The following is a 16415-nucleotide window of genomic DNA, read 5'->3' as shown; positions in this document are numbered from 1 at the left end:
GCTGATGAGCAATGGCGCTAAAGGAGAACAACCAGATTTGATTGTATTCTCAAGTGTACTTCATGCTGCATATGCAGCCACAAAAATAGGAAAAGAATGATGGCTTGGTGACGTCCTATTCTCGTGGCCGCATACACAGGCAATTCGTACCTATAAGGTATAGCCTGATTGTCAACGATCCTCCGCTAGGTCGTGGCTTCCACCTCACGCCCAGTGACCATTACATTCTATCACAAATATGCTTATATGTCAATATATTTTGCCATGTTTTAACGCTTATGGCTATAGTGTATAACAGGGGTGATGGGCAAAATATGTTGCAAAATAACTAAAAATGTTATTTCGAATATATTTTTCTTGATATGTCTTTATAGATTTGATAGAATAACGGGAGCCAATTTCGCGGCACGATGGTCCCATCGTCTAACGGTTAGGACACCAGGTTTTCATCCTGGCAATCCGGGTGAGAAGTGCCAGTGGCACTTCGCAAGGCCGGAGACCGATTTGAAGCTATGCTTCAAGTGGGTCGAGGCGGGGCCGCCGGCAAGGTGGCCGATTCCCGCGCGGAATCGAACTAAAGTATCTTACAATATAATTACGGTCCCATCGTCTAACGGTTAGGACACCAGGTTTTCATCCTGGCAATCCGGGTTCGATTCCCGGTGGGATCACCAGAGAAAAAACATCACCTTGCGTGGTGTTTTTTCTCTGGTTGGTTTCAGTCATGAAACCGAACCTGGAGGGTTCGATAAACCGACGAAATGAGAGAAAAATCAGCTTGCTTATTTTTCCGAGTGAGGATGGTTTACATCTTTAGATATTCCCGGTGGGATTACCACGAACCCCCCCGATGTCAACCCCACAACACATAGCATTCGTATCTTTAAATAGCATCGTTCACCAAAAATAGAGAGGGGCGATGTTGACTTGACAACAATGAGTAATAATTGTATTTATCATGTAGAGAACTGTTTTATGATACGGCGAAAACAAGGTATACTCTTAGGGAGATACAAGGAGAATCCATGGCCGAATACGACAACACAAAATATGATTTGCCCTCTGATATGGCGAATAACGGTAAACTGAACAAATTGCGAGCGGCAGTGCTTGGGGCAAACGACGGTATCGTCAGCATCTCAAGCCTCGTCATGGGTGTAGCCGGAGCGACAAGCGATAGCCGATCGATATTGATTGCCGGCCTGGCGGCACTGATCGCAGGTGCTCTCAGTATGGCGGTAGGCGAGTATGTGAGCGTCAGCAGTCAGAGTGACGCCGAGAAAGCCTATATCGAGCTGGAAAAGGCTGATCTGAAAGACAACCCCGAAGACGAGCTCGACGAGCTGGCGCGGGAATATCAAAAACTCGGTCTCTCAAAGCAGACCTCACACAGAGTCGCTGCAGAACTGACTGAGAAAAATGCGCTGAAGGCTCATCTGCACGTGCATTTCAATCTTGATCCTGAAGATATCAATAGTCCGATGCATGCGGCCATTGCCTCACTCCTCGCCTTTACGGCGGGTGGGCTTGTACCATTTTTGACGATCGTACTATTTCCGGTGCATATGCGGGTACTGGCGACGATTGTGGCGGTATTGCTGTGCCTTATTGGGGTGGGATATATCTCTGCAGTTGCTGGCAATGCGTCAAAGCTAAGGGCGATTATGCGCGTCGTGGTGGGGGGACTACTGGCGATGCTTATCACTTATGGTATCGGTACGTTGTTTGGAACTCAGGCGGGATAGGTATTGAGTGATGGCCTTGCAGGGTGTCAATCTTGGTGGCTGGCTCGTCTTAGAAAAGTGGATGACGCCGGACCTGTTTGCCGATACTGATGCAGTAGATGAATATACTTTTTTGCAGTACCCTGGTGCTCGCGCAAGGTTGCGCAAGCATCACAATACGTTTATCGGTGAAGAAGATTGGCAGTGGATGAGTAGTCATGGTATCAAACTGGTTCGCATACCAGTTGGTTATTGGATACTTGACGGTGATGGGCCCTATATCTCGGCGATTAAGCGGTTGGATTGGGCGTTTCGTATGGCTGCAAAATACCAGATCGGTATTTTGCTCTGCCTGCACGGTGCGCCTGGGAGTCAAAACGGTCAAGATCACAGCGGTAAGGTGGGAAAGGCGAATTGGTATCGCTCTGCCGTCTATCGGCAGCAGACAATCGATATCTTATGTCGTTTGGCTGATCGATATGGTAACAAGGCCGCACTCTGGGGACTAGAGCTTCTCAACGAGCCTCGAGTGGGAATTATACAGTGGAAACTGAGGCGGTTTTATAACCACGCCTATAGGGTATTAGCGGACATACTACCACCTCACGTAAACATTGTATTTCACGATGCATTTAGTCCCCGTATGTTGTCTGGAGCCATTTGGAATAGCAAGCATCAGCCAGTCGTGATGGATATTCATTGGTATCATGGATTTTTTCCCCTTCACCGCTGGGTGTCTCCTGCTTGGTATTATCGGCTTGTACTACCTACTCACCGGCGGTTGCTTATCCGCCTGAAACGCTGGCAGGGAGTAATTGTGGGCGAGTGGAGTGGGGTACTGAGCGGCGAGCTACTGAGAAAGTACCCCGAGAGCGAGCATGCAGCCATAGTGGCTGAGCATATTGCACGTCAGCTCAAGGTCTATGAGCGGGCAGATGCATGGTTTTATTGGAGTTACAAGACCCAGGAGCGAGGAGTCTGGCATTTCAGGTCAATGGTTGAAGACGGCCACTTACCCCTTAGGAAGTCTTGATCAAATTGCGGAGAGTTGCTATAGTGGAGACCCTATGCACATACTAAAACGAACCAAAATCCTTGCCGGTGTTGGTCCAGCTACCAACTCACATGAAAAAATTGAGCAAATGTTTGATGCCGGTGTCAACGGCTATCGAATGAACTTTTCTCACGGTACCTACGAGGAGCGAGATCGGCAAATCGAGTGGATTCGTGAGGTAAGCAAGCGAAAAGGTCGCCCAGTGGCGATTGTTGAAGACCTCCAGGGTCCAAAGGTGCGTCTGGGTGTGCTCAACGACAATCATCAAGAGGTCAAAAAAGGCGATATTCTGACTCTCGACAGCGCAGCAGAACACAATGGGTTGACCCTGCCGATGCAATACAATCTTGCCGAAAAGGTGAAGGTTAGTGAACGCATCTATCTCTTTGACGGCAAGATTCGTACTCACGTGACCGAAATTGTTTCTGCGACAGCAGTTAACGTTGAAGTTGAAAACGACGGGTTTTTGATGAGCAAAAAGGGCGTCAACCTACCTGATACCGATTTTGGCGGCGACATTATCACCCCAAAAGACATCAAGGACATCGAGTATGGCGCCACAAAAGATATAGACTATGTGGCACTTAGTTTTATTCAGTCAGCCGAGGATATTCAGAATCTGCGTCAGCTCTTGGTGAGTAACGGCAGTGCAGCACATGTGATTGCAAAGATTGAGACACGCGCGGCTATTCAGGACGGTGTGCTTGAGGAAGTCGTCAAGGTAAGCGATGGCGTGATGGTGGCTCGTGGCGATCTTGCTCCAGAGGTGGGACTCGAAATGGTGCCAGTTATCCAGCAAAAAATTGTTGCGCTCTGCCGCAAGCATGGTAAATTGAGCATCATTGCTACCCAGATGATGAGTAGTATGGTCGACAATCCTGAGCCAACCCGTGCTGAGGTGAGTGATGTAGCCACGGCCGTCATTCAGGGTGCCGATGCGGTCATGTTGTCTGACGAGACGGCAAACGGTATGTATCCAATCGAGACGATTGACGCAATGCGCAAAACGATTCTCTATACCCAAGAGAATACAGGGGTAGCGCGCCTAGACGACGCGCTGTTTGTCGATAAAAAAATGCCGATTCGTCATGCTATCTCGCATGCGGCAGTTAGCCTTGCTAGTGAGATCAACGCTGTTGCTATCATTGCCGAGACGAAATCGGGCGCAACGGCGGCAAATATTGGGGCGTGGCGTCCCAACCTGCCCATTATCAGCGTCACAAGTGAGCCACGCTCGGCTCAACAGCTTGCTCTCAGTTTTGCGAACCGCAGCTTTATTCGTCCCGATAACACCGAGGTAGGCTACGAGCTAGCAAAAGAGTTGGCGGAACGCAATTTCTTTGAACTGGACAAACCATTTAATGTCGTTATCGTGAGCGGTCTTCAACCCGGTAAGGTCGGGGGAACAGATACCATAAAAGTTCGTACGATCGAGTAGTCTCGGTCCCCCAACTCGTGATACCATAAGTGGTATGACTGGTGGACATTTCTTCAAAAAAACGATGGCGGACGTACCGCTCACAAACAAAAACATTCTCTTGCGCGCGGATTATAATGTTCCGCTGACCGATGATGGTCAGATAGCCGATGATTTCCGCATTCGTTCGAGTCTCGCGACTGTACAAGCACTCCTCACTGATGGGTGCACGGTGACGATTATAAGCCATTTGGGACGCCCGGATGGCAAGAAAGACCTGCAGTATACGCTGCAGCCCGTTGCTAAGCGACTCTCGGAGCTTCTCGGGCGAGAGGTGAGATTTATTGACGATTGTATTGGACATAAGGTGTTTATGGCAACCAAAAAGGCACCAAAAGGGAGCGTGACGTTGCTCGAAAACCTACGCTTCTACCCTGGAGAAGAGGCAAATGATTCAGCTTTTGCGCAGCAACTCGCAAAGCAAACACACGCAGACTACTTTGTTCAGGACGGGTTTGGGGTGGTACATCGAGCACATGCGAGTACCAGTGCGATTACACAGTTTTTGCCTAGTGTAGCGGGTCTGCTCCTGGAGCGGGAGTACTCTGTTATCACAAAGGCGATGAAGCATCCAGAGAAACCACTCGTCGCGGTACTTGGTGGTGCAAAAGTAAGTGACAAAATCCCTATCATCAAAGCACTTGAACATGCCGCAGATACCATTATCGTTGGCGGTGCAATGGCAAACACTTTTCTGGCACGCCGAGGTAACTTCATGGGGAGCAGTCATATCGAGCCCGATCAAGCAGAGACAATCGATGCAATCTATGAGGCGGCGGCTCAAAAGGTCGGCCGACAGAATGCCGATAACTATATTGTTTTGCCTACCGACGTAGGTGTCGGTACGTCGCTGGAGCTGACGGCAACGCGCCTAGATGTATCGGTAAAAGCAATTCCTGCAGGCAGTTATGCACTTGATATCGGGCCAGATTCAATCGCTCGTATGGAGTCAATCATTGCGAAGGCGCGGACTGTTATCTGGAATGGTCCTCTCGGCATGGATGAATTGCCTACATTTGCTCAAGCCTCTACCCGCTTGGCGCAACTGTTAGCCGGGCACCCCGACATTACCTCTATTGTTGGGGGTGGGGATACGGCGGATTTTGTGATTCACTGGGACCCGCATCATGGAGAAAGTTTCTCGCATGTATCAACTGGTGGAGGGGCCAGTCTTGAATTGATGGCGGGAGAAAAACTGCCAGGGGTTGAAGCACTGCTAGACGCCTGAGCATAAATAGCGTACACTGTAGAAAAGAACATAAGCAATATCATCTGTGGGCAAAAAACTTATCATCGGTAACTGGAAGATGAACCTCACCATCCATGAGGCGAGTTTGTATGTGCATAAGTTGGCCGATCTTGTAAAGATACACCAAGGTGTCGAGGTAGTCTTGGCGCCGAGTCATTTGGCTCTTCAGCCAGTTTCGTTGCAGATAAATTACCGACAATTCAAACTTGCCGCTCAAAACTTTTATTGGCGCGACGAAGGAGCTTTCACAGGCGAAGTATCGGCCCATCAGCTGCGCGGTCTCGTACAGTATGCGTTGGTTGGTCATTCGGAACGCCGCCACATATTCAACGAGCATGACAAAGATACTCGGCATAAGGTTCAAGCCGCCTATCGCAATGGAATCGTACCAGTGCTCTGTGTAGGTGAGACGGTAAGCGAGCGGGTAGCCGGAGAGACGAGAGATGTTCTACATGATCAAGTAACGGGAGGGCTTGCCAACATTACTAGTGAAGAAGCTGCCGAACTTGTCATCGCGTACGAACCAGTGTGGGCGATCGGTACTGGCAATAACGCCTCTCCTACGGAGGTCCGCGCGGCAGCAAAGATGATTCGCACCCAGCTTAAGCATCTGTTTGGTGAACAGGTTGCGGAGTCGGTGCGCATTTTGTACGGCGGAAGTGTGACGCTTGATACTGCTGCAAGCTATCTGAGTATCCAAGGTATCGACGGACTCCTGATAGGCGGTGCGAGCCTAGATGCACATGTTTTTTCAACAATTATCAACAACACCCATGATCAATTGAAAGGAATAAAGGAACGACGATGACCGAGCTAGATTTTGATGAACTCGACCGTGCTGTCAATGATCTGATGCAGGATGTTGATACGACCAAGCGCCCTTCCGGGCTTGATGATCCTGAGGAAAAAATTGTCAAGCTTGATAGCTCACCAGCTACTTCGTCGCCGTCTACCCAGATAGCCGAGGAGAGTGTTCAGGGTGTTACAGCTAGCGCTAGCACCGTCCCACCTGCTATCAAGCGAAGGGGACAGTTTATGGATATGATCCATCCTTCCTCGGACATGAAGAAAGCCGCTACTCCTGGCGTAAAGAGGGAAGGTATTACCATTCAGCCTTCTCCCACACAGCCTCATGAAGATATGGTGGCCTCTCCCGCTCCTACCGAGAATGGTACAACGAGCGAGGCGGAGCCAAATGACGAGCAACCACCGGTTATTGAGTCGGGCAACAGCCTCCTAGAAACTCCTACTGATAGTACTGATGAAGTGGGGTATCCTGATCCGATGGAGTTTACAGGTAAGGATGAAGCCACCGACCATACCTCCGACTCGTCTATAGAGGAAGCGGAGAGCACGACGCAGAATGATCCTGTTGTCGATACAAGTGACCAGCATCAAGATATGCCAGTGGATGATGAACCGCTTAGTTCACCATTTTTGCCGGATGCGAAGGTCGAGAAGCGACCTCTTGGCTCACAGGATATCTCTACCGTTTCCACTGAGGTTGAAGGTGATAGCGCTCCTCCGGTTATATTGCCTGCCGAACTGGGTACCGAAGTGCTTGCGATTGAATCAACTGGTGGTACCCATAGTGAAATTGAAAGCGAGATCGAGCGAGATATCTCTCCATCATCGGAGCCAGTCATGGATACTCCTGCGGCGAGCGATACTACGCAGACGGGATCTATCGCGCAACAATACGCCGAAAAACCCAGTACCTCGGCGACAAGTACTGGTGCTATTTATGATACCGACACTTACCATCAGCCGCTCGACCATACGCCCAAGAAACGGTCTATACTCGGAATTGTGATATGGATGCTGAGTCTCATTCTGATTGGTGCTGCCGCTGCCGCTGCATACTTTTATTTTGCTCCCCGCTAACGAAGTCCGTATAATAGAGGAAATGGATATCCTCGACGGACTTAATGATGCGCAAAAAACTGCTGTGACAACCACGAGCGGTCCGCTATTGCTTCTTGCAGGAGCGGGAAGCGGCAAGACAAAGACGCTCACGCATCGTATCGCCTATCTTCTTGCCCATGAGAGTATCTGGCCAAATCAGATACTCGCCGTCACATTCACTAATAAGGCTGCCAAAGAGATGCGAGAACGCCTGGCAAAGCTGTTAGACCAGCAGATAACACGCTCTTTTATGCCCTGGATGGGCACATTTCATGCAGTTTGCGTAAGGATTTTGCGGCAGCATGGCAGCGAGATTGGTATCGCAAGTAACTTTGTGATCTACGACGACGATGATCGTCAGGGTCTTATCAAACAGGCGATGAAAGAACTGTCGCTCAGCGCCGATATGGTAAAGCCACGAGCCGTTAGTGCGGCGATATCAAGTGCAAAAAATGAAATGGTGGGTCCAGAAGAATACGCCGATGTTGCACAGTTCCCTTTCCAGAAATCGGTCGCCAAGTTGTACGCACGCTACGAACAGCGACGCAAGGAGGCGGGTGCGGTGGATTTCGATGATCTGCTACTCGAAACAGTACGACTATTTCGTGATTCGCCCAAGACTCGCAACCACTACCAAGCACAATTTCGTCATATTCTCATCGATGAATATCAAGATACAAATGCAGCACAGTACGCAATCATGAAGGCACTTATCGGGCCAGAAAAGAATATCTGTGTTGTTGGTGATGATTGGCAGTCAATCTATAGTTGGCGCGGTGCTGATTTCAAAAATATATTGGGATTTGAGAGAGATTTTCCAGGCGCCGCAGTTATCAAGCTCGAACAGAATTACCGATCGACTGGCGCTATTCTCGAAGCAGCGCATAACGTGATTTCAAAGAACATTGAACGTACAGAGAAGAAGCTGTGGACCACCGCTGGTGCAGGCGCTCCTGTCCAGGTGCAGGGTGTTTATGATGAAACAGAAGAGGCGGGCGTGGTAGCAACGCGGATTGCCGCACAGACTGCAATTGGTGCGAGATCGTTCGGTGATTTTGCTGTACTCTATCGTACTAACGCACAAAGTTATGCCCTCGAACGTGCGCTCGTGCAGCAGCGGATACCCTATCAACTGGTTGGTGGCGTGAGGTTTTATGACCGTAAAGAAATAAAAGATATCGTGGCATATCTGCGTCTACTTTACCAACCAAACGATCGTATGAGCTTTAGCCGCATTGTCAATGTGCCCACAAGAGGAATTGGTGCAACTAGTCTGGAAAAGTTTCTTGTATGGCAGAGCCAGTCGGGCATGGACATTCTCTCAGCACTTGTCAATGCTGAGCAGACAGCAACCCTGACCTCCAGAGCGCGACAGGCGCTGAGCGGACTGGGAGAATTATTGCGGCGCGTGCAGGTAAAAAGTGAGTTAGGTGTTGGTCCTAGCGAGCTGATAGAGGAGCTGTTGTCTGCGACTGGTTATCGAGACATGCTACTTGATGGATCACCACAAGCCGAGGAGCGAGAGGCAAACCTGGGTGTATTGATATCTGATGCGAAATCGTATGCATCGCTCGACGACTTTTTAGAGGAAGTCGCGCTGATGTCGAGTGCCGATGTAGGTAGCACCGAGTCTGTCGTGACGCTCATGACACTTCATGCTGCAAAAGGACTCGAGTTTCCCGTTGTTTTTATAGTGGGCATGGAGGAAGGGCTGTTTCCCAGTATGCGAGCACTCGAGGAGGGGCCGCGTCAGCTCGAGGAAGAGCGTCGGTTATGTTATGTCGGCATGACACGTGCCCGAGAGGAGCTCTATCTGCTCTATGCCGGAAGCCGTCTTCAGTTTGGACAACGATCCTACACCACTCCATCACGTTTTTTAGAGGATATGGGATATGTGGCCGCCAGTGTATCTCCCTATCAACGATCAATGACGAACGAATTCGACGAGTTTTCTTTTTCGCTTGATATTGGGGATAGAGTGCGATCGCCACAGTTTGGTCAGGGGGAAATCATTGATATTGATGGGCTCGCAGTGACCGTTTCGTTCGATAGCGGCCAGACAAAAAAACTAAATGTCGAGTACGCGCGCCTCGAAAAATGCTAACGGCCTAGTCTTTGCGGTAATGATTTGATACAATGAGAGGTACGCGCTCGTGAGGCGAGTTCGGGATTTATGAAGCAAATTTTGACTACTACACCACGCTCTCATCGTATCCTTCTCTTGGCAATTGCCTCTCTGTTGACGATTTTTGTTGGACTTATTTTGGCGCTCAAAACTGCTCACGCTGCATCTTCGCTGTCAGGTTCTGGCGAAAGGGTGATAACGGTTCATGACGATGGCAAGACAAAAGGCTTTTACACCAAAGCAACAACGTTGCGAGACGCTCTCAAAGAGGCTGGTATCAGCGTTGATCAACGCGATCGAACCGAGCCGCGGCTTGATGAACAGCTTGTTGCAAATTCGTACGAAGCAAATATCTATCGAGCTCGCCCGGTTATTATTAGAGACGGTTCTACGGAGACACGCGTCGTGTCGGCGTATCGTACTGCCCGTCAGATAGCGAAAGAGGCAGCGATTCAACTGCATGATGAAGATACTGTTTCGTTGGCGGCATCGAAGAATGTTATGACTGATGGGACTGCCGAAGTGATGACTATTACGCGTGCCAAAGCCTTCACCTTTGTGTTTTATGGAAAAACCGAAACAGCCTATTCACAGGCGTCAACGGTCGCCGCTATGCTGACCGAAAAGCGCATTACTTTGACCGAAAAAGATGGTGTCTCGCCTAGCTTAAACACGCCACTCTCCACCGGTATGACAGTGAAAGTTTGGCGTGATGGCACCCAGACGGTGACGGTTGACGAGGATGTTGCATTTGATACCAAACAAATCAGAGATGCCAATCACGAACGGGGATACAAAGAAGTCCAAACAAAGGGCGAACCTGGACGGCGTACGGTGAGCTACGAAATTAGCACAAAAAATGGAGTCGAAGTCGCTCGAAAAGAGATAAATAGTACTATCACTAAGCAACCTATTCAACAAGTCGAAGTGATTGGCGTCAAAGGAATGTATACTACGCCAAGTGAGAATGAACAGATCACGTGGGAGTTTCTGGTGGGCAAGGGATTAACTCGAGAGCAAACCGCAGGTATCATGGGCAATCTCATGCAGGAGCACGGATTTCAGACCAGCGGAGATGGCTTGGCTCAATGGACTGGCTCACGGCAGTCTCGGCTTCGATCAATGTTTCCCGATAGCTATATGACAATTCAGTCACAACTTGACTACCTCTGGTACGAATTGAGTGAACCATACGCGAAGGTGCTGAATGCCATTCGCGCTCAGACCACGGTCGAGGGCGCAACCATCACGTTCCAAAATCAATACGAGCGCTGTGGCATTTGTGTCGAAGATCGTCGGATTCAATTTGCTTACAATATTCTCGCGAGTCACTAATGCCTAACAAATCTCTTGGACAACACTGGCTCCAGGATCGTCAGGTACTCTCCTTGATTGCTGAAGAAGCGGCCATAACAGAGCAGGATACCATTCTTGAGATTGGGCCTGGTCTCGGTACATTAACGAGTGAACTGTTGAAGCGGGCAAAAGCGGTGATTGCGGTTGAATATGATAGCGAGCTAGCCCGCAAACTGCCAGGGCAGTTTCCTGGCAAAAACCTCACCGTTATCCACCAAGACATCCTACAATTTGATCTGAACCAGCTTCCGAAAGGCTACAAAGTGGTCGCAAATGTCCCTTACTATATTACGAGCAGCATTGTTGAAAAGTTGATGACCGCTCCTAATAGACCCTCGCTCGCGGTATTGTTGGTTCAAAAAGAAGTAGCGTGCCGTTTGGCGGCAAAACCTGGCGATATGAGCGTGCTTGCGGTTGCAACGCAGGTGTTTGCCGATGTTTCTCTTGGTAAGGTGGTGAGAAGAGAACTGTTTTTCCCTGAACCGAAAGTTGATTCTCAGGTTGTGATCCTCGAGACACTGAAGCAGCCGCGCGTTGAGGCAGAGGATCAAAAGAGATTCTTTCGTATCGTAAAAGCTGGGTTTCGAGAAAAACGTAAAAAACTTCGTAATTCGATAGCCGCAGGTCTTGCGATTTCTACGCCTGAGGCCGAGAAGCTCTTGGAGCGGACGGGGATTGATGCGAATAATCGCGCGCAAGATTTGAGTATAGAAGAATGGCTTCGCCTAACAAAGAATAGCGTATGACACAGACAATGAACTACAAGGAATTGCTTGCGAATTCAAATGAGTTCTTCGGGTCATTTATGAGTATGAATCGCAATATCTGGTTCAAAAAGTACCGCGCCCATCTTCATACCAGATATGAGTTCGACGATCGGAAGGCTGTGATGTGGTTCAACATCTTGGTTTTAGGTTGGGCATATGGGTTGATCATTGCTATGGCTATTACCGTCCTACTCCTCTCATTTTCTTTCCCTTCAGAATATTGGGTACAAAACAAGTGGTGGTGGCAGCTGTTATATATCTTTATGCTCGCCGTGTATTATTTCTATGTCATCTACATCATATGGCCATACAGTTACGATTTTCTATCAAAAAGAGGAGTTGTAAAAAAGAAATGATCGCGCAGGATCAACCAACTTGTTTTCCCGAGAAAGTTTGTGCAGCGGTTTCATCGCGCCAGGATGGCACAATGCTTGATCGTACACAGGGCAATCGCCACGCCAATGATATTGTCACAAACCGTCAGATGTTCTGCAAAGAAGTCAATATCGACTATCGGCAGTGTGTCTATCAGATAATTAGCTATGATGATGAGAATACGTATGACACTATTTGCCAGGTTGATGCACCGAATACGCTGGGTGTATCCGCGGACGTCCTCTACACACAGTCAAAAGGAGTGGGGCTATTTCTGCCGATAGCTGATTGTATTGGCACTGTCATCTACGATCCGCAGATGGGTGCGCTAGCAGTGGCTCATATTGGTCGTCATGCCTCGATCGCAAATACACTACAAAAAACAATTCGCTATTTTGAGAAACAGGGAAGCGATGTTCGTAATCTATTAATCTGGATGGCACCAAGCGTCAAGCGTTCCGACTATTGGCTAGACTACTTTGTGTACAAGGATGCCCCAGAATGGCGGCCGTTTGTTAATGAAACGGCCGATGGCATCTATCTTGATTTGCAAGGATATAACCGGGCGCGAGCAATTGAGGCGGGTGTTCAGGAAAGTCACATCTATGAATCACCCGTCAATACGGCTACTGATCGAAACTATTTTTCGCACAGCAGCGGCGATACATCAGGTCGCTTTGCGGTTGTTGCGGTGCTTCACTAACGCAACACTCGGTAGTAGCTTGCGCCACCTGCGTAGTAGGTATCACCTAATTCGCCCGAGGGACACGTGCCCTCACCACTGTATTTTTCTTTCGTCTGCACCTCATAGCGGTAGACGATCAGGTACCATTGACCAGCGGTATGGCCGCAGTTACTTCCCGAATAATATGCGTATGCATATCCTCCGGCAGCGAGTGGTGAGCCAGCGTTTCGTGGGTCACTCGGCAAGTTGTCTATGGTCGTCAATGTTGTTTTAAACGTATTCCAAGTACTATCGCTTGACGCGTACCACGAAGATCCGAGCGGCGATGGTGAGCCAGAAGGAACAGGATACGTGCCGTTATCTGCATAGTAAAGTTCGAGTGCTTTGACCATATTGTTGATATCGGTGCGTCGTTTTGCGTCACGGCCACGCCCCTGAGTACCGTTGTAAGCAACGAGGGTGATAGTAGCAAGAATACCGATGATCACAATGACGATGACCAGCTCAATAATCGTAAAACCGCTTTTGGTTTTTGCCATATCCATAGTATAAACGTCAATTGCCTCGAGCACCACACCCAAAAAAAGAAAGTAACAACGCACCTCTGGTATAATGAAAGGCAATGGCAAAAAAACTCTACGTCTGTACAGCAATACCCTATGTCAACGGAACACCCCATATTGGGCATGCGCTTGATTATTCACTGGCAGACTCCTGGGCTCGCTATCAGCGCCAGAACGGTCGTGACGTTCGTTTTCAGGTAGGGACAGATGAACACGGCAATAAAATCGCTGCCAAAGCGGCCGAAAATAACATGGAGCCGCAAGCCTATGTTGATAGCATGTATGGCAATTTTGCATCACTCATGAAGGCGCTTAATGTTGAGTACACTGATTTTATTCGTACCACTGACGGTCATCATAAGGGGGCAGTTCAGTACATCTGGCAACAACTGATGCAAAAGGGCTATCTCTATAAAGGCGTGTATGAGGGATGGTATTGCCAGGGGTGTGAGAACTTTGTGACCGACAAAGAAGCAACCGAAAACAATGGCTCTTGCCCCGATCATCAGGCGCCCTATCAGCGTCTTAGTGAAGAAAACTACTATTTCAAGACAGGTGCATTCTCCGACAAGATTCGAGAAGTCATCGAAACCGGGCGCATGAAGATCGTACCAGAGTTCCGCAAAAACGAGTTCCTGGAACTCATAAAAGATGGTCTCCAGGACGTTTCGGTATCTCGCCCGCGCAAAAATCTTAGCTGGGGTGTCAGTGTTCCCGGAGATGATACACAGGTAATGTATGTGTGGCTCGACGCGCTGTCAAATTACATCACGGTGCTTGGTTATCCAGATAATCCCGCGTGGCAAGAGTATTGGCCGGCCGATCTACAGGTTATCGGCAAGGATATCCTGCGTTTTCATGCTGGCATATGGCCGGCAATGCTGATGGGCCTTGAGCTATCACTGCCAAAAGTATTATTGGTACATGGTTTTGTTAATGTTGGTGGGACAAAAATGAGCAAATCACTGGGGAACGGTGTCAGTCCGACAGAAGTAATTACCCAGTATGGTACTGATGCGTTTCGCTATTACTTTATGAGGCATATTCCGACCCAAGAAGACGGTGACTTTACGTGGGAAAAGTTTGAGACAGCCTACAACACCGAGTTGGGCAATGATCTTGGTAACTTGGTTCAGCGCGTTGCGGCGATGATTACGCGATACCAGGCAGGCGTGATCGGGGATGCGCCGAGGGCTGAGCACGACATGGGACCTTATCGCAAAGCTGTCGAAGATCTCGAGTTCAACAAAGCATTTGATGAAACATGGGTGATGGTGCGCTCACTCAATCAATATCTTGAGCACGTCAAACCCTGGGAAATTGCAAAGCAGCGCGAGAAGGATGCGGAGGCTGCTGGTCACCTAGAGGAAGTTTTGGCACACGCCGTGAGTACGTTGCTACAAATTGCCGACTTGCTCACGCCCTTCATGCCCGCTACCGCTGATGCGATTCGAAATCTGTTTGAATCAGGAGTCGTACCATCTGAGCAAGCCTCGCCACTTTTCCCCAAATTATATCTCCATACCCCCGATCCCCGCGCACCAAAGGCAAACTAATGGTGATCGATACCCATTGTCATATTCACGACAGTGAGTTCTACCCAGAGAATAGAGAGGATGTTTATCGGCAATCACGTGATGCTGGTGTTGTGATGCTTTGTATTGGGACAACCGTGCGTAGTTCTCGGGAAGCAGTCGCGTTTGCCGAGACACATGAGGGCTGTTATGCGGCTGTCGGGATTCATCCTCACGATGGTAAAGATGAGGACGTTGCCGGTATTCGCCAGCTTCTTGAAGAGGGTCATAAAAAAATTGTCGCTATTGGAGAGATCGGCCTTGATTATTTTTATGAACACAGCCCGCGTGACGTGCAGCGACAGCTACTGCATGATCAATTGGCCTTAGCACAGGAGTTTAACTTGCCAGTCAGTTTTCATGTGCGAGATGCCTACGATGACTTCTGGCCTATTTTTGATTCCTTTAGCGGCATCAGAGGTATTATGCACAGTTTTACTGATACGCAGCACAACCTTGAGCAAGGGCTAAAACGGGGACTGCTTGTCGGTATAAATGGCATCAGTACGTTTACAAAGGAAGAGAGTCAACAGCGTCTCTATACTGAGGTGCCGCTCGAAAAAATAGTCCTTGAGACAGATGCTCCGTTCTTGACACCAAAGCCTTTCCGTGGTAAAATGAACTTACCAGCGTATGTTGGTCTGGTTGCTAGACACCAAGCCGCCCTCAAAGGAGTACGCGTCGAGGATGTCGAGCAGGCAACTACTGACAACGCCGAGAGAGTGTTTGGGAAAATGACATGACAGATGTAATGACACCGTATACACCAAGAGACGAAGCCTTTCCAGACGGGACGGCTCCATTTTCTCATGACCAACCCCCTGACTCACGAACTGCTGAATTCCCTCCTGTAGGGGTCTTGACTGAGCTAGCTCTGCGCGCCGCTGCTGCGCATGAGCGTGTTGTTGATCCTAGAGATATTGATGAGGGACGTATCGAGGGTGCACCACGCCTGACCGGAACAGTTGGTTCGGCTGCCGGGCGTCTCGTAGCCGCTACGGCACCGCTTCACCAAACGGCTCCTCGTAGGCCAGAGACCATCGGTGTAGCACCTCACGCAACCTATGTGCGAACTATCGGTGCCAATCTTGGTGTAGCTCGGCTTAACCGGCTAGGATAAGGAAACATTGTGGGAAATATCCTCCAAAAAGCACTCTCACTCTTGACAGGTGATCCTGATCAAGCCGATCTGTTACATATCCCAAAGAATCGTCCGCTAAAATCACTAACTGAGCGCGATCTCATACGACTTGAAAGTGAAATAGGCTCGAAGCTTTTTGGTGCAGTCCCCGAGGGACATCGCCGAGAGTTCTTCAATCTCGATGAGCGAACTTGGATTTGGCACGAAGAGTGGATCAACGAAAAGCGTAAACTGCAAACGAGCACTATTCGCTATGAGGTCCATGACAAGGGAATATTTAAAGTACAAGAGGGCGCTCGCTACAGCTACCTCGATGGTGATGAGCTGCAGCATTTTATGCTCGCCGTCAAACTTTATTATGAGCAGGTTGCACGCCAGATCTACGGCTTTGACCCTGATACCGGTGCCAAACTGGTATAA

General features: G+C 49.1%; 16 protein-coding genes and 1 tRNA gene. 16 read left to right on the top strand and 1 reads right to left on the bottom strand.

Translation table 11 applies throughout. From position 1 onward, the window contains the following. Positions 1-599 precede the first annotated feature (599 nt). From L336_RS01450 to L336_RS01395, 12 genes are all read left to right on the top strand, one after another. Positions 600-674 (top strand) — tRNA-Glu (locus tag L336_RS01450). A 351-nt stretch (positions 675-1025) separates the two neighbouring features. Further along, complete coding sequence (locus L336_RS01445; RefSeq protein ID WP_015641437.1) at positions 1026-1745, top strand: VIT1/CCC1 transporter family protein; 720 nt, start codon at positions 1026-1028, stop codon at positions 1743-1745. A gap of 10 nt (positions 1746-1755) precedes the next feature. After that, positions 1756-2757, top strand: a complete 1002-nt coding sequence (locus tag L336_RS01440) for a glycoside hydrolase family 5 protein (protein ID WP_015641436.1) — start codon at positions 1756-1758, stop codon at positions 2755-2757. 34 nt (positions 2758-2791) lie between these two features. Then, on the top strand, positions 2792-4216 hold the full coding sequence (pyk, locus tag L336_RS01435) for a pyruvate kinase (RefSeq protein WP_015641435.1): 1425 nt from the start codon (positions 2792-2794) through the stop codon (positions 4214-4216). A gap of 34 nt (positions 4217-4250) precedes the next feature. Beyond that, on the top strand, positions 4251-5483 hold the full coding sequence (locus L336_RS01430; RefSeq protein WP_015641434.1) for a phosphoglycerate kinase: 1233 nt from the start codon (positions 4251-4253) through the stop codon (positions 5481-5483). Positions 5484-5529: 46 nt separating this feature from the next. Further along, positions 5530-6312: a triose-phosphate isomerase gene (tpiA, locus tag L336_RS01425; protein WP_015641433.1), complete on the top strand. Its 783-nt coding sequence runs from the start codon at positions 5530-5532 to the stop codon at positions 6310-6312. Further along, positions 6309-7388 (top strand): hypothetical protein, encoded by a 1080-nt coding sequence (locus L336_RS01420; protein WP_015641432.1) that lies wholly within the window; start codon positions 6309-6311, stop codon positions 7386-7388. Before tpiA ends, L336_RS01420 begins: the two co-directional genes overlap by 4 nt. Before the next feature lie 22 nt (positions 7389-7410). Further along, positions 7411-9513, top strand: coding sequence for an ATP-dependent helicase (locus L336_RS01415; RefSeq protein WP_041191161.1), 2103 nt, complete (start codon positions 7411-7413; stop codon positions 9511-9513). Between the two features lie 69 nt (positions 9514-9582). After that, positions 9583-10869, top strand: a complete 1287-nt coding sequence (locus L336_RS01410; RefSeq protein WP_015641430.1) for a phage tail tip lysozyme — start codon at positions 9583-9585, stop codon at positions 10867-10869. After that, positions 10869-11636 carry a 16S rRNA (adenine(1518)-N(6)/adenine(1519)-N(6))-dimethyltransferase RsmA gene (gene rsmA, locus L336_RS01405; protein WP_015641429.1) on the top strand — a complete coding sequence of 256 codons (768 nt, stop codon included), beginning with the start codon at positions 10869-10871 and terminating at the stop codon, positions 11634-11636. Before L336_RS01410 ends, rsmA begins: the two co-directional genes overlap by 1 nt. Continuing rightward, a complete protein-coding gene (locus L336_RS01400; protein WP_015641428.1) occupies positions 11633-12013 on the top strand; it encodes a hypothetical protein in 381 nt (126 codons plus the stop codon). Before rsmA ends, L336_RS01400 begins: the two co-directional genes overlap by 4 nt. Continuing rightward, on the top strand, positions 12010-12735 hold the full coding sequence (locus tag L336_RS01395; RefSeq protein WP_015641427.1) for a polyphenol oxidase family protein: 726 nt from the start codon (positions 12010-12012) through the stop codon (positions 12733-12735). The genes L336_RS01400 and L336_RS01395 overlap by 4 nt, the downstream gene beginning before the upstream one ends. Here the strand turns inward: L336_RS01395 and L336_RS05525 are convergent. After that, positions 12732-13256 (bottom strand): prepilin-type N-terminal cleavage/methylation domain-containing protein, encoded by a 525-nt coding sequence (locus L336_RS05525; protein WP_160142754.1) that lies wholly within the window; start codon positions 13254-13256, stop codon positions 12732-12734. The genes L336_RS01395 and L336_RS05525 overlap by 4 nt on opposite strands. An 83-nt stretch (positions 13257-13339) precedes the next feature. Between L336_RS05525 and metG the strand changes: the two genes are divergently transcribed. The 4 genes from metG to L336_RS01370 are packed head-to-tail and all read left to right on the top strand — an operon-like array spanning position 13340 to position 16415. Further along, the gene (gene metG, locus L336_RS01385) at positions 13340-14836 is read left to right on the top strand and encodes a methionine--tRNA ligase (RefSeq protein WP_015641425.1); all 1497 of its coding nucleotides are present in this window, start codon (positions 13340-13342) and stop codon (positions 14834-14836) included. After that, positions 14836-15597: a TatD family hydrolase gene (locus L336_RS01380; protein ID WP_015641424.1), complete on the top strand. Its 762-nt coding sequence runs from the start codon at positions 14836-14838 to the stop codon at positions 15595-15597. Before metG ends, L336_RS01380 begins: the two co-directional genes overlap by 1 nt. Further along, positions 15594-15974, top strand: a complete 381-nt coding sequence (locus L336_RS01375) for a hypothetical protein (RefSeq protein ID WP_015641423.1) — start codon at positions 15594-15596, stop codon at positions 15972-15974. Before L336_RS01380 ends, L336_RS01375 begins: the two co-directional genes overlap by 4 nt. Positions 15975-15983: 9 nt before the next feature. Beyond that, positions 15984-16415 carry a hypothetical protein gene (locus L336_RS01370; RefSeq protein ID WP_015641422.1) on the top strand — a complete coding sequence of 144 codons (432 nt, stop codon included), beginning with the start codon at positions 15984-15986 and terminating at the stop codon, positions 16413-16415.

The sequence above is a fragment of the Candidatus Saccharimonas aalborgensis genome, from assembly GCF_000392435.1.
GTDB classification, from domain to species: domain Bacteria; phylum Patescibacteriota; class Saccharimonadia; order Saccharimonadales; family Saccharimonadaceae; genus Saccharimonas; species Saccharimonas aalborgensis.
Note: the sequence above shows the minus strand (reverse complement) of the source record. Positions and strands in the feature narration are given on the sequence as shown.